This window comes from Embleya sp. NPDC001921, assembly GCF_053594475.1.
On the sequence record NZ_JBSFEO010000005.1, the window covers coordinates 1 to 13,023 of the forward strand.

Genomic DNA, 13,023 nt, shown 5'->3' on the forward strand with positions numbered 1-13,023 from the left:
CAAGAAGCAGGCCGGCGACGCCAAGGAAGACCTCCAGGTCGTCGACGTCGCACAACTGCTCCTCCAGTCCGTCAAACTGCCCGAACCACCGGCGGCGGATGAGGTGCCGGCGGACGCGGGAGTGCAGTAGGGCCGGTTTCGCACCGCGTGCCGTGATCGCCGTCGGCCCCTGGAGGGGTCGGCGGCGATCGCTTTTCCCGGGCCGGGTCCGACAACGGTTTTTGTGCCCGAATTACGACCTTCCCGGGACGACGCCAGGGGTCGAACTGCCGGTACCGTCATTGATGTGACTGGCAATGGACCCTACGACCCGTACCGGCAACAGCCCCCGCCTGCCGGCCAGGGTTACCCACCTCAGCATGGCGGGGCTTATGGCGATCAGTACGGCGGTGGCCAGTACAACGGGCAACCGGGGTACGGGCAGCCTGGGGATGGGCAGCCCGGCTATGGGCAGCCGGGGTACGGGCAGCCGGGGTACGGGCAACAGGGTCCGCCGCCTCCGCCGCCGCAGGGTGGGCAGGGCGGGTATGGCGGTTCGGGATCGGGTGGTTCCGGGGCCGGGTACGGCTCCGGGTCCGGCTCCGGCTCTGGGTCCGGCTCCGGGTCCGGTGGCTCGGGTGATCCGAACTACGGTCCGCTGTCTTTGCCGGACGAGACGAGCCTGTACATCTATGGCGCGCCGCCCGAGGAGTACACGACGGTCACGCCCGCGGTGTCACCTCGGCAGCAGCAGCCGTACCAGCAACCGCCGCAGCAGTTCAGCGGCCCGCCGCCGAGGCGCCTGCACTGGAAAGAGGTGCTGAGCGGGCTCACGCTGCGGCCGCTGCGCACGATGGACGCGGTTCGCGACCAAGCGGTGTGGTGGCCGGCGCTGATCATGTCCGCGCTCGGCGGTGCGCTCGCGGTGTTCGCGAACGACGCGTCGCGCAAGGAGATCGTCGACTCGACGCTCGCTACGAGCGTGCCCGCGCTCGGCATGGTGATCGTCATCGTGCCCGCGTTCTGCGCGCTGCTCGGACTGGTGTCGCACGCGCTCGCGACCCAGTTCGGCGGGAACGGGTCGCCGACACCGTTCATCACGCTGTCGATGATCCTGGTCTGGATCGCGGACGCGCCTCGGCTGGTGGTCGCGATGTTCGCGCCCGACGACAATGCGATCGTGGCCGCCATCGGCATCGCGTCGTTCGCGCTGACCGGGTGGCTGTTGACCATGCTGATGACGCGCGTGCACGAACTGCCGTGGCCGCGCGCGCTGGGGTGTGTGGCGGTGGAGTTGATCGCGTTGCTGCTGGTGTTGAAGTTGCCGCTGGCTTCGTGACGGTGTGGCGTCGTGGTGGTGATGGCGTCGAGGTGGTGATGGCGTCGTGACGTTGTTCGTCGCGACGCCGTGATGGTCGGCCGGGCGGCGCGCCTTCGGCGGCTCGCGTGGCGCGTGGGCGATGGTTGGCGATGGATGTTGGAGTGGTCGCCCACTGGCCGCGGGGTCGTGTCGCCGGCGGTGGGGTGGGCCTCGGGTTCGACGTCGGTTTCGAGGTCGGTCGCGAGGTTGGCTGCGGCGTCGGGTCTGACGTCGGGTCAGGTGACGGGCAAAGCGTGCCGGCAGTGGACCGGGTGGACCACAAGCGGCACGGTCAGGCCGCGTTGCGGATCTGTTCGGCAACCGTTTCGGGCGGTGTACTCGTAGAAGTACACCTATCCGCGCACGACATTTCGTCGTAATCGCGGTTGCGAGGAACGGAACGGACATGCTTGTGCGGCAACGCACCCGGGCTGCGCTTCAGGCCGCCGCCCTCTTCTACGTCGTGGATCGGGGTTGGCCCGTCCTGCCCGGTGCCTACGTCGAAGACGGCCGATGTTCGTGCGGCGACACCGAATGCCCGGACCCGGGCGCCCATCCGGCCGCGGAACCCGGGCTGACCCGGGCCACCCGATCGACCGACGACGTCTGGGAGTGGTGGAGCGGAAAGCCGTACACGGTCCTGCTCGCGAGCGGCCTGGAGTTCGACGTCCTGGACGCCCCGGCGAAGGTGGGCTACGCGGCGATCCGCCAGCTCGAGGTGGTCGGCCTGCCCCTCGGGCCGGTCCTGCATCTGCCCGACGAGCGGCTGTTGTTCCTGGTCGACCCGGGCGCGCGCAACCTGTTCTGGTACACGGTGGACCACAACGACACGGCCCGATTCGACGTCCGGCACCACGCGGTCGGCCACTTCGTACCGGCCCCGCCGTCCTCCACCGCGTGCGGCGGACGAACCCGCTGGGCGGTCCCGCCGGACCCGATCGAGCGGGGGCTGCCGGGGGCGGTGGACGTGCTGGGGGCGTTGATGCGGTTCAGCACGCAGGCGCGCTGAGGCGCGGGGGCGCGCGGCGTGCTCGCGGTCGCGCGGCGGGCGCGGGCGTTGCTCGCCGTGTGGAGGCTCTGGGCGTCGAGGCTCAGGGCGTCGAGACTCAGGTGTGCGGTGTGGGGTGTGGGGGCTCAGGCGTCGAGGATCTGGCCCTGGCGGGTGACGACCGGCGGCTGTACCGACCACGGGAAGTTGATCCAGTCGTCGGTGTGCTTCCACACGTACTCGCACTTCACCAGCGACTGCGGCTTCTCGTACACCACGGCGCAGCGCACCTCGGCGACATTGCCCTCGCAGAAGTCCCGGACCAGCAGCAGCGTCTTGCCGGTGTCCGCGACGTCGTCCGCGATCAGCACCTTCTTGTTGGAGAAGTCGACCACGTCCGGCACCGGCGCGAGCATGACCGGCATGTCCAACGTGGTGCCGATCCCGGTGTAGAACTCGACGTTGACCAGGTGCAGGTTCTTCACGTCCAGCGCGTACGCGAGCGCACCGGCCGCGAACACCCCGCCCCGGGCGATCGACAGGATGATGTCGGGCTCGTACCCGTCCTCCGCGACCTGCATGGCCAGCTCGCGCGTGGCCTGGCCGAAGAGCGGCCAGGTGAGGTTTTCGCGCACGTCACTCATGTCCGGGTATGCCTATCTTCTGTTCGGGGATTCGCGGTCGCGGTGCCGACGCGGTCTCGGGTGGTGCTTGGGTCTCGGGTGGTGACGCGGACTCGGGTGGTGAGGCGGTTGCGTTGCGCTTGCGGGGCCGTCTCGATTGCGGGGGCCGTCTCGATTGCGGGGGCCGTCTCGATTGCGGGTGCCGACTCGGTCGCCACCGCCTCGGTGGCCACCGCCTTGTCGAGCCGGTCCGTCGTGCGGTCTAGTCGCGGACGTTCGTCCGGTGGAAATCCTTGAACGAGCGGGACGGGGTCGGCCCGCGCTGTCCTTGATACCGCGACCCGTACACCGAGGACCCGTACGGGAACTCGGCCGGCGAGGACAGCCGGAACATGCACAACTGGCCGATCTTCATCCCCGGCCACAACTTGATCGGCAACGTCGCGACGTTCGACAACTCCAGCGTCACATGCCCGGAGAAGCCCGGGTCGATGAACCCGGCGGTGGAGTGCGTCAGCAGCCCGAGCCGCCCGAGCGAACTCTTGCCCTCCAACCGCGACGCCACGTCATCCGGCAACGACACGACCTCGTACGTCGAGCCGAGCGCGAACTCACCGGGATGCAGGATGAACGGCTCGCCCTCGGGCGGCTCGATCATGCGGGTGAGATCCGGCTGCTCGACGGCGGGGTCGATGTGCGGGTACTTGTGGTTCTCGAAGACCCGAAAAAACCGGTCAAGTCGAACGTCCACACTCGACGGCTGAACCATGGCCGGCTCGTAGGGATCGATCCGAACCCGACCGCAGTCGATCTCCGCGCGAATGTCCTTGTCCGATAGAAGCACGGGGAAAGGGTAATCGCAGCCCCCCGGATCCACCCAAACGCGCCACCGCCCCCGCGCCCCCTCCGATCCCCTCCCGTCCCCCCTCACCCGAATCGATGCTGCGACCACGCGCGACGATCCGGTAGAGTGACGGAGCAGGGCTCCCCATGGGGCGCCTGATGCGGGCGTAGTTTAATGGTAGAACATGAGCTTCCCAAGCTTAGAACGCGAGTTCGATTCTCGTCGCCCGCTCATTTAATGAAGGCCCAGGTCACGGACATGATCCGAGACCTGGGCCTTCGTCGTTCTGGGGCTCCTACGCCTCGCGTGCCAGATCCGTGCCAGATTGGCGATGATCTTGGGGCCGAGACTTCTTGATCCGCTTCGCGATCGAGTCCGCGATGGCTTGGTCCCGGCCGGCGCGGGCGTGCTGGTAGATCAGGGCCGCGCGAGTGGTGGACTGGCCCATGCGGTCCATCAGCTCGCGGAGGGTGGCGCCGGTCTCGGCGGCGAGGACGTTCCCGGTATGGCGTAGATCGTGGAAGTGGAGATCGGTCACGCCGAGGTGACGGGTCCCGCGTCGCCACACCCGGGTGAAGTTGCACCGGCGCAGGGCCGCACCCTTCGGGCCGACGAAGAGCAAGCCGTCATCCTCCTTCTCGGCGAACCACTCCACGTGCCGACGGAGGTCAAGCAGGATCGGCGCGGGGATGGTGACGGTTCGCTTGCCGGCGGCCGACTTCGGCGGACCGGTGACGCGCTTGCCGTTGCTCATCTCGATGGCGGAGACGTCGATGCGGATGGTGCCGGCGTCGAGGTCTACGTGATCGCGCCGGAGGGCAGCGAGTTCGCCCCAGCGCAGCGACCCGAAGGCGGCGAGGAGGACGAGGGCCCGGTAGCGAGGGCCGACACCGTCCGCGAGCGTGAAGACCTGTTCGAGGGTGAGGATCGGGCGTTCAGGAGCCTTCTCGTCACCACCGCCCTTGATGCGGCAGGGGTTACGGCGGATCAGCCCGTCGTCCACGGCGGTGTTCATGATCGCGCGCATGAGTCGGTACGACTTGGCGGTGGTCGACAGGCCAAGGCCGCCTTCCAGGCGCATGGCCCGCCAGCGGCGCACGTCGGCCTCCTTGATCGCCGGGATGGCTGCGTCGCCGAACGTGGGCTTGAGGTGGAGACGGAGCAGAATGCTGTACAACTCGCGCGTGCGCGGGCAAAGGTTCGGCCGCTCCTTGATCCAGGCCGTGGCGTAGGTGCCGAAGACCATGTCACCGCGTGGGTCGATCCAGTCGCCGCGGCGCATCTCCGACTCGGTGTCGGTCAGCCACTCTTCGGCGGCCGTCTTGGTGGCGAAGGTCTTGTCAGCCGTCCGCAGTTGGCCGTCCGGCCCGGGGTATCGCGCCTGCCACTTCTTGGACGGAAGTTGGCGGACCGCCCCGAAACGACGGCGCCGTCCCTTGCTGTTGGCCATCAGGCTGCCTTTCCATGAGTTCGGCCAGGCTCGACAAGACCGGCGCGAATGAAGGCGTCGACCGCGTCCGCCGAGATCCGGATGTGGCGGCCGATCCGAATGAAGGTGATGCGTCGCTCTGCGATGAGGCGACGGACGAAGCGCTCGCCGACGTTGAGCCGGTCGGCGGCTTGGGGGACGGTCAGGAGCCGTCCGGGAGTGCTCTTCTCGCTCACGGGAGCAAGTCCCCTCGCAGGTCTGGACTGGTCAGGTCGCGTCCTGTTGGGGCCCGTCTGCGTGGGGACCTCGGCTGGTTGTCTCGACACCGTTGGGCGTTTGGTCGGTGCGAGCCGGCCTGTAGCGGCCGTTGCCGAATATCGGTCGGGTGGTGCGTTGGTCCGGTCGGGTGCACGGAGAGCGCTCTGCGCACCCGACCGGGGTGTGTGGGGTCAGGCCGCTTCGTCGTGCGCGGCGAGGTGATCCAGCTCGGCACAAAGGCCGTTGGCGAGGAGCGCGGCCAGGCGGTGGACTGCGTCGGCGGGGACGGGGCCGAGGTTGACCAAGCCGTCACCGTGGACGTTCACTTCCGCCTTGAGCGCTCCGAAACCGTCGTTCAGGCCGGCTGTTGTGAGGCGTTTGGCGAGTTCGGTCGTGGCGTTGTTCGCCGTGCGCCAGCCACGGACGTAGGGGATGCCGGCGTGCAGGACCTCGGCAGGTGGTGCGCAGGTTCGAGCGTTGTCGGCTGCGGGGCGCATGGCGATACCTCCTGTCAGGTGGGGTTCTTCTCAGCTGTGGCGAGGAGTTCGGCGAGCCGGATGGCGGCTTCCGGTGTGGTGCGGCCGAGTTCGACGAAGCCGTGGCCGAAGGCGTTGACGTCGGCACGGAGGTAGGGGAAGTGCTCGGCGAGGCCGACGGCGATCAGGACGTCCCGCAGGGCGACGACGGCGGACCGCGCTTCGTACCAGGCCGTGGTGTCGATGGGCGACCAGGACGCCGCATCCGGGTCACTCATCATCCGTTCCTTCGGCTGCGGCGGACAGATTGCGCAACGCGATCAGGAGATGACCGGCCAGCAGCGCGACCGCGTCACGGTCGAGGGTGGATTCCTCGGTGGGCTTGCTGAGCCACTGGTAGCGGTCTCCGGTTTCGACGCCCGGTCCGGGGACGAGGAGGTATCCGCCGGTCGAGAGGTACCGGTACGGCACGTCTCCGCGCAGGACCGTCAACGCACCCGCAAAGAAGGGCTCTCCGACCGGAGCGACGAGGAAGGCGACCTTCCGCGCCCGGTGATCGATGGCGGACGGCGGAGCCTGGGAGCCGAGGCGCCGGTACCAGTCGACAGCTTCGATCCCCAACCGATCCGCCACGACGACCGCGTCGAAGACGTGGCCGGTCGCCCACAAACGAGGCCCCCGAGGGTGTTCGGTCCCGTCCGAGTTGCCCATGGCTGCGAGCAGCCAAGCGCCGGCGGATTCACTCGCCTGACGAAGCGTCATGTCTATCTCCCGAAGCCCGCCGGTCGCTCCGACCGGGCACCACCAAGGTGCGCCGGCGGCACCGGTCCGAGGCAGACGGCAAGGGATGACAAGGGGTGACACGCCCTGTCACCTCAGCGCACGCCAAGCAAGATCAACTCACTGCGACTCTTTGACGACGCTTCGTGTGCGCGAGCATGATGGCTGAATCTGGCTCCGCTTCAGGGGAGGCGATTCGTGGTGCCAACCACCACGCCGTACCGAGCCGATCTTCTGCGCGCGGCTCGTAATCGCCTCGGCTGGAAGAAGCCACGTCTCGTCTACGCCCTCCGCCAGGCCGCCGCGCAGGAGGGCCGCTCGCTGCCCACCGACACATCGCTGTTGCGGAGCATTGCCCGGTGGGAGAACGGCCGGACGCACCCGACCGACTATGTCGAGTTACTGGTGAAGGTCTACGGCGAACCGGCCCACCGTCTCGGGTTGGCCGATGTCCCGGCCGCGCAGGAGGCACTCGGAACGGCCTACCCCACCACCCCCACCGACGGAATCGAGTCCCTCGCGACGTTGTGGCGCGCCGATCTCGCGCCTGGTTGCGACGTGCAGGCGCTGTCCCCCGACCCGGCCGCCTGGAACGCGGCACCACTCGCGTGGCTGGTCTCCGGTGGGCAAGAGCAGTTGCCGAATTCCCGAACACGCACGCAAGTAGGCGCATGCGACGTCGAAACCGTCCGCGCAACCGTCGACGTGTACGCCGACCTGGACAACCGCTTCGGAGGCGGGCACGGCCGCCGGGCCTTGATCCAGTACCTGGACGGCGACGTTGCCGAATTACTGACCTCCCGCAGCACGGAGCCCGTGGGCCGAGCCCTGTTCGCCACCGTCGCCGAAGCCACCCTCCTCGCGGCATGGATGAGCTACGACAGCGGCCATCACGGCTTGGCCCAGCGCTACTTCATCCAGGCCCTACGCCTGGCCCAGACCGCCGAGGACCGCCGCCTTGCCGGAAGCATCCTGTCCGCGATGAGCCACCAGGCCACCTACCTCGGCCGCTTCACCGAGGCTGCCAACCTTGCCCGCGCCGCGCAGCTCGGCACCACGGGCCACGCGACCCCGACCCTGACCGCCCAGTTCCTCGCGATGGAAGCCCGAGCCCTCTCCCGCCTCGGTGACCACGCAGCCTGCAACGCCGCCCTGACCCGAGCCACCACGATCTTCGAGCGCAACAATCCCGGCGAAGACCCGGAGTGGATCGGCTACTTCGACCAGGCGGAGCTATCCGCCGAACTCGGCCACTGCTTCCGCGACATGCGCCAGGCCCACCAGGCCACCACGTACGCGGAACTGTGTCTCGGCGGCACCGACGGCCGCTACATCCGCAGCGACTTCTTCGCGACCATGGTCCTAGCCGAAGCCCACCTGGCGGCCGGCGAACTCGAACGCGCGTGCCGAACGGCGTTGGGCGCCCTGACCATTGGCCGCCAACTCAAGTCCGCCCGCTGCGTCTCCTACCTGGCTGCTTTCCGCAAGAAGCTGGACGCGCGCAGCGACTCAACCGCAGTTGCCGAATTCCTGGAAGAGGCCGCCGGCTACCGCCTGTGGCAGCAAGCCGCAGCCTGAACCACCCTCAGAACGGCTTCCAGCCGTGCCGGTCCCCACCGGACCGCAGGTCCGAGATCCGCCGCTCGACCTCTGCTGAAACCTCGGCGTCACCGGCCATGTTCTGCGTCAGCCACACGGTCATCATCAGCTCACGCATGTCCGCCAGGACCGGGTAGCCGTACCAGCTCATGACGTCGAATCCGTAGGTGTTCACGAACGCCTCGTACTCCGTCCGGGTGTGCCACCCGTACCGCTCGTAGTACATCGCGGTCAGCACCAGGTCCCACTCACGCGGCCCGAGCGCGAACCCATCCAGGTCAATCAGGACCGCCCGCCCCCCCTCGTCAACGAGCGCGTTCCCGACGCTCGCATCCCCGTGCACAAGCCCGAACGGAAGCACGAACTCCAGAGCGTCGTACCGCTTCCGCACTGTCTCGGCCCGCTGCCGAAGAAACCCACGGTCGTCATCGCCCAACCCCACCGCGGCGTCGATCCGCCCCCAGGTCGCCGCCAGCGGCTCCAGATACGGAAGCCCCAACGACGCCGGTTCCTCCAGCCAATGCAACCGCCGCAGCAGTTCAGCCAGCGCGACCACGCCCGCGAACCGCTCCTCCTCGGCCACAAGCTCCCAGAAGGTCACCACCCGCCCATCAACCACGAGCGGTTGCCGAATTCTCGAAACGACCCGCACCGCCGGGAACCCCACCTCGGCGAGCCACCGTGCACCAGCCACAGTCCGCTCATGCTCATCGATCCGGTCCGCCGATCGCGCCACCCGCACCACAACCGGATCGCCCAACCGAAAGACAGCGTTCTCCCCAAGCCGCAGCAGAGACGCCCCCTCGGCACTCAGCCCGGCCACAGCACATGCCGAGCCCAGCACCCCCCGAGCATGCTCCGCAGTGAACGCCCCTCCGGCCCCAGACACCCCGCCATCCGCCATACCGCGAAGCTACCCGCAACGGGCCCCAAGCCGACCAGCCATCGCCACCCAATCGACCACTGCCGAATTTGGCTCTACTAGATCAAGGGCGCGCCGCGACCGGCGCGCCACCGCCCGGTCGGTGGGGGTCCGCCGCGCTGCGGCGTGGCCGCCGGTCACGGCGGACCCCCCACCGACCGGGCGGCAGAGAGCAGCCGAGGAAACCACCCGCGGAGACGCGTCGATCGATCACGTCTCACCCGTCGTCAACTCGTCACGGCGGAGAACGTCAGGAAGTATGCGTACCGGGATTTCGGCTGATGTCGACAAGAACGTGAGCCCATACCTAATTAGAACTCGCGGATCTACCAACACATCTCCCGAATCGACAATAGACCGCTCAAAGTCACATTCAATCGACCGGGGAGATCCTGATTCTCGCACATAAATAGAGTTCACGCGGGAATGCTTACCGAGGCCCGCACTAATCATTTCTACGTTAGCTTCAGACGTAACGCTCGCCGCAGATGTCTCTAGCTGCATTCGCGCAGTAGGGGCCGAGAATTCCAATCGCTCGACCTCGTACCCACCGAGCCGTTCCTGAATTTCTGTCCACGTAGGCGTGCGACCATCAGACTCCCTTTTAGAGAATCGTCGGCGGTCGTCAGCAAACGACAAGCGGAAGTCAGGGCCAATCAAGGTCAACACTGAATTAACAACCGACCAGTCACTCTGATCCGCACCGCTGAACAAATCGGGATCATGCCGGGAAAGTGCCATCTGTCGCACAGATAGCCTGTCCAGGTTGACATTCACGAGGTCGTTAAGATTCCGGCGAACGGATACATTAACCAGACTTTCGACGATTCGAAGCGTCAACGCATCCCCAAGCTCTCGCCAGAAAATGTCGCTTTGGATATGAGGAAGATCTAGCAAGAAGGGCAGGATGTAGCGCAATTCTTCTTCGCCAAGCCGACTCGCGGTGTCACCACCACTTGGGAAATCTGTATTCTCTCTACCGTGACTTACCCAAAGCAGCTTCATCACGCGTTCAATTTGAACCGCGTATGACTCTCGAAATGAAGAATTCAACTTCCTTAAGGTCTCGGCCACTTCATCGGCGGGCCCATCAGCAAGAGTTGCGTCAATCCTTTTCGACTCTTCGGCCAAAGAGGCAGCCTTGGCGCCAACAAGGACACCACGACCACCCCGAAGAACCGAGCTTCGGATTACCTCGGACATTACATTGGCATGCGTTCGTGTCGTAAAAGGCTCAAGCGCCGACGCATCGGAGACAAGGCAGTTGGGATATTGTTCCGCATGCGCCTCGATTGACAGGTGATTCCGTCTCGGACTAGGGGAGATACCAATAAAGGCAGGATCTCCTGTGCCCAACGCTTCAAGGTCATACCCAAGCGTGCTACTCGCTACATCGAAGCGGAGAAACACGTCCCGCGAGCTAACCGGCGCTGCCGCACCCCAGTTGAGAACGAAATCTGGGACAAAGGAATGATTGAAATAGTCCGTCGATCGGACCTCAACTTTCGGATCCAGAGCCTCAAGCTCGCGAGCCATAATGTGCTTAACGTCACGAATTACGGCTTCCCCCGAGCGTTGAGAAATCGCACTCCCAAGTCGCTCCATAACCAATCCTGACGTCATGCCACATCCCCCTTCTGGGCAGTCAGGAAGCTCCGAATATGCCCGAGAAATTTCGGGCTCATCATCAATTCCCCTTGCCTGCGAGACAATACCAGGAGCCACAATCTGTCCGCAATTAATTCACCAATCTTCGAATCGTACCGATCATCACCCAATTTCTCTGGATAATGATCTTCTACAGCTTCCCGGATTGACGCCTCATCGCACAACTTGGTCCAAGATTCAACAAGAAATGGATGCCATGTGATCCACATGAATTCCCATTGCTTGTCGGTCCCATTTTTCAACATTTGCGCAGTCGCGGAATAGCAATCGGCCAAGTACTCGCGGTATTTGGGACCCTGGGACGATCCATCTGTATAGTTCTTTACTTCGGCATAGAAGAGGTTCTTACTATCCGAAAAGAACCCACCGATATCCCATGACTCCTCCTTTCCGCTAAGCAGCGTCAACGTCGTGAGATGTGGAATGTCGTAAACCGTCCAAGGGGCTTCGACGCGGGTCGTGCTTTCAAGCCACCGCTGCGCGAAAAAACCCCATCTCGCCCCTTCTCCTGCTGAATCTCCCCAGCCACCATGGCTCGATGGTAAGAGCCTGGCCGCCCGGGTGTCCGTCAGTTCAGAAGATTGCCCACTTACGCAAATTGCCCGAATGAAGATATGCAAAATCGTTATATGGGGACGGCATGGAACGCACTCTCTGGGGGCATCACCGTGGGTTAGATTTCTTCGCTAATCGACGGACACGGCGGGCGCGCGCTCAAAAGAAAATCGAGACGTCTGTGGGGTACGCAGCCCACGCCGACGTCCACCCGGGCAGTTGTCCAGCTTCATGCATTGATCTTGCTCGCGTGCGCCATCAGGCGTGGCTCGCCCCCAGGTCAGACACGATGTCAGCCAACAAAAACGCAGCTGGACGAGGCTGAGGTTCTGGGTGTTCTCGGGTCTGGGGTTCCCTCCTCGATCGGGCACCGGAGGCGTACCCGGAACCTGGAGAGAACTCCCAGGCCGACCACCCACTTGTGGACAGGCCCGGCTTGCGCACCAGATGCGCACCAGAACGAGGTGCGGCCCAGGGGTCCTCACTGGTACTCAGGAGATGAGCGAACGCTCCGCCGCAGCAGGTGGGTGATGCAGGTCGTGGGCGGGATCGCGGGCGAACCTTCCCAGCTAGGCTTCCGAAGTCACGAGTGCGCGAGAACGGGACCTACAGGCCGAGAACGCGTACCGCTCGCCGTGCCAGATGCGTGCCAGAACGGGTGGGGACTCGCGGTCATCGAGAGGTACTGACGGGCTGTCGCACAGGAATCACCGGCCATGACGCGGCGCAGGTCACGAGGCTTCTCCGCATGCCGGTGGAACGGCGCTTCCCAAGCTTAGAACGCGAGTTCGATTCTCGTCGCCCGCTCATTTGATGAAGGCCCAGGTCACGGACATGATCCGTGACCTGGGTCTTCGTCGTTTCCAGCTCGCTACGCCTCGAGTGCGGGGTCCGTGCCGGATGCGCGTCGATGTCGGCCCCTGAAGCTTTTTGAGCCGCTTCGCGATGACGTCGGGAAGCGGCTTGGCAGCGCCGCTGCCGCCTTCGACGCAACGTCCGGCCTTACCCGTTACACATTTACCCTGAGCCGATGCACCGTGTTTCCGGCAGTGGTGGCGCTGGGAGGCTTGCGGGGGAGCCCGGTCAGCCGGGATTGACCTCCACGCGTCGTTGAAGTCGCGGGGGCGCGACAAGCCGACCGAGTCGTCGAACGGGTTGCCCGTCGGGCGGCCGGCTTGAAGGTCACCACCGGGTTGTCGGTGAGCAATGCGACTGTGAAGTGCCCTTCCAAGGCCCGTCCCAGGCGGAGCAGTGTCGGTGTGGTCACCGGTCGGCCGCCGTCCTCAAGAGGGCGGATGCCACCCGCTCGTTCAGCCCCACGCGGCGGGCGAGTTCTGCCTTCGTCCAGCCGAGTGCAATGCGGCGGTCGTAAACGGCTTGGGCCAGCGCGTCACCGAACGCGGCCTCCGCATACGCCTGGTCGAACTCCTCGACCTCGCCCGTGGTCATCGCATCCGCGTGGGACGTCTCGGGGACGGGCTCGGCAGCGGCCTTCGCGGCCCTGCGACGCATTGCCTCACGCGCATTCATCGTCCTGCCTCC

14 protein-coding genes and 1 tRNA gene are annotated in these 13,023 nt (G+C 65.7%); 4 read left to right on the top strand and 11 right to left on the bottom strand.

Translation table 11 applies throughout. The annotated features are described in order from the left end of the window. Window positions 1-643 precede the first annotated feature (643 nt). On the top strand, window positions 644-1,318 hold the full coding sequence (locus ACWCPW_RS07010; protein WP_449760540.1) for a Yip1 family protein: 675 nt from the start codon (window positions 644-646) through the stop codon (window positions 1,316-1,318). Window positions 1,319-1,745: 427 nt separating this feature from the next. Next, entirely contained in the window at window positions 1,746-2,348 is a 603-nt protein-coding gene (locus ACWCPW_RS07015) for a bifunctional DNA primase/polymerase (protein ID WP_449760541.1), read from the top strand. A 125-nt stretch (window positions 2,349-2,473) separates the two neighbouring features. On the opposite strand, the gene ACWCPW_RS07020 is transcribed toward ACWCPW_RS07015, so the two are convergent. Together ACWCPW_RS07020 and dcd are read right to left on the bottom strand one after the other, a co-directional pair. Continuing rightward, window positions 2,474-2,971: a phosphoribosyltransferase gene (locus ACWCPW_RS07020; RefSeq protein ID WP_395867950.1), complete on the bottom strand. Its 498-nt coding sequence runs from the start codon at window positions 2,969-2,971 to the stop codon at window positions 2,474-2,476. Window positions 2,972-3,212: 241 nt separating this feature from the next. Beyond that, window positions 3,213-3,794, bottom strand: a complete 582-nt coding sequence (gene dcd, locus ACWCPW_RS07025; protein WP_020557430.1) for a dCTP deaminase — start codon at window positions 3,792-3,794, stop codon at window positions 3,213-3,215. 160 nt (window positions 3,795-3,954) lie between these two features. On the opposite strand from dcd, the gene ACWCPW_RS07030 reads away from it, so the two are divergent. Beyond that, window positions 3,955-4,025, top strand: a tRNA-Gly gene (locus ACWCPW_RS07030). Window positions 4,026-4,089: 64 nt separating this feature from the next. Here ACWCPW_RS07030 and ACWCPW_RS07035 read toward each other — a convergent pair. The 5 genes from ACWCPW_RS07035 to ACWCPW_RS07055 form a co-directional block, all read right to left on the bottom strand. Continuing rightward, window positions 4,090-5,244, bottom strand: a complete 1,155-nt coding sequence (locus ACWCPW_RS07035; protein WP_449760542.1) for a tyrosine-type recombinase/integrase — start codon at window positions 5,242-5,244, stop codon at window positions 4,090-4,092. Next, on the bottom strand, window positions 5,244-5,459 hold the full coding sequence (locus ACWCPW_RS07040) for an excisionase family DNA-binding protein (RefSeq protein WP_439675970.1): 216 nt from the start codon (window positions 5,457-5,459) through the stop codon (window positions 5,244-5,246). The genes ACWCPW_RS07035 and ACWCPW_RS07040 overlap by 1 nt, the downstream gene beginning before the upstream one ends. 213 nt (window positions 5,460-5,672) lie before the next feature. Further along, window positions 5,673-5,978 (bottom strand): hypothetical protein, encoded by a 306-nt coding sequence (locus ACWCPW_RS07045; protein ID WP_449760543.1) that lies wholly within the window; start codon window positions 5,976-5,978, stop codon window positions 5,673-5,675. A gap of 14 nt (window positions 5,979-5,992) precedes the next feature. Further along, the gene (locus tag ACWCPW_RS07050) at window positions 5,993-6,235 is read right to left on the bottom strand and encodes a hypothetical protein (RefSeq protein ID WP_449760544.1); all 243 of its coding nucleotides are present in this window, start codon (window positions 6,233-6,235) and stop codon (window positions 5,993-5,995) included. Beyond that, window positions 6,228-6,719 carry a hypothetical protein gene (locus tag ACWCPW_RS07055; protein WP_449760545.1) on the bottom strand — a complete coding sequence of 164 codons (492 nt, stop codon included), beginning with the start codon at window positions 6,717-6,719 and terminating at the stop codon, window positions 6,228-6,230. The genes ACWCPW_RS07050 and ACWCPW_RS07055 overlap by 8 nt, the downstream gene beginning before the upstream one ends. Before the next feature lie 216 nt (window positions 6,720-6,935). Between ACWCPW_RS07055 and ACWCPW_RS07060 the strand changes: the two genes are divergently transcribed. Further along, window positions 6,936-8,315 carry a hypothetical protein gene (locus tag ACWCPW_RS07060; RefSeq protein ID WP_449760546.1) on the top strand — a complete coding sequence of 460 codons (1,380 nt, stop codon included), beginning with the start codon at window positions 6,936-6,938 and terminating at the stop codon, window positions 8,313-8,315. Window positions 8,316-8,322: 7 nt separating this feature from the next. On the opposite strand, the gene ACWCPW_RS07065 is transcribed toward ACWCPW_RS07060, so the two are convergent. From ACWCPW_RS07065 to ACWCPW_RS07080, 4 genes are all read right to left on the bottom strand, one after another. Continuing rightward, complete coding sequence (locus tag ACWCPW_RS07065) at window positions 8,323-9,180, bottom strand: phosphotransferase (RefSeq protein ID WP_449760547.1); 858 nt, start codon at window positions 9,178-9,180, stop codon at window positions 8,323-8,325. Window positions 9,181-9,468: 288 nt separating this feature from the next. Further along, window positions 9,469-10,881, bottom strand: coding sequence for a hypothetical protein (locus ACWCPW_RS07070; RefSeq protein ID WP_449760548.1), 1,413 nt, complete (start codon window positions 10,879-10,881; stop codon window positions 9,469-9,471). Next, window positions 10,878-11,546, bottom strand: coding sequence for a hypothetical protein (locus ACWCPW_RS07075; RefSeq protein ID WP_449760549.1), 669 nt, complete (start codon window positions 11,544-11,546; stop codon window positions 10,878-10,880). The genes ACWCPW_RS07070 and ACWCPW_RS07075 overlap by 4 nt, the downstream gene beginning before the upstream one ends. 1,198 nt (window positions 11,547-12,744) lie before the next feature. Continuing rightward, window positions 12,745-13,011 (bottom strand): helix-turn-helix domain-containing protein, encoded by a 267-nt coding sequence (locus ACWCPW_RS07080; RefSeq protein ID WP_449760550.1) that lies wholly within the window; start codon window positions 13,009-13,011, stop codon window positions 12,745-12,747. Window positions 13,012-13,023 lie beyond the last annotated feature (12 nt).

Excerpts from the sequence above, each read along its gene's own strand:
- ACWCPW_RS07035 (WP_449760542.1), bottom strand. The coding sequence starts at position 5,244 with ATGGCCAACAGCAAGGGACGGCGCCGTCGTTTCGGGGCGGTCCGCCAA.
- ACWCPW_RS07055 (WP_449760545.1), bottom strand. The coding sequence starts at position 6,719 with ATGACGCTTCGTCAGGCGAGTGAATCCGCCGGCGCTTGGCTGCTCGCA.
- ACWCPW_RS07050 (WP_449760544.1), bottom strand. The coding sequence starts at position 6,235 with ATGAGTGACCCGGATGCGGCGTCCTGGTCGCCCATCGACACCACGGCC.
- ACWCPW_RS07020 (WP_395867950.1), bottom strand. The coding sequence starts at position 2,971 with ATGAGTGACGTGCGCGAAAACCTCACCTGGCCGCTCTTCGGCCAGGCC.
- ACWCPW_RS07015 (WP_449760541.1), top strand. The coding sequence starts at position 1,746 with ATGCTTGTGCGGCAACGCACCCGGGCTGCGCTTCAGGCCGCCGCCCTC.
- ACWCPW_RS07045 (WP_449760543.1), bottom strand. The coding sequence starts at position 5,978 with ATGCGCCCCGCAGCCGACAACGCTCGAACCTGCGCACCACCTGCCGAG.
- ACWCPW_RS07080 (WP_449760550.1), bottom strand. The coding sequence starts at position 13,011 with ATGAATGCGCGTGAGGCAATGCGTCGCAGGGCCGCGAAGGCCGCTGCC.
- ACWCPW_RS07070 (WP_449760548.1), bottom strand. The coding sequence starts at position 10,881 with ATGACGTCAGGATTGGTTATGGAGCGACTTGGGAGTGCGATTTCTCAA.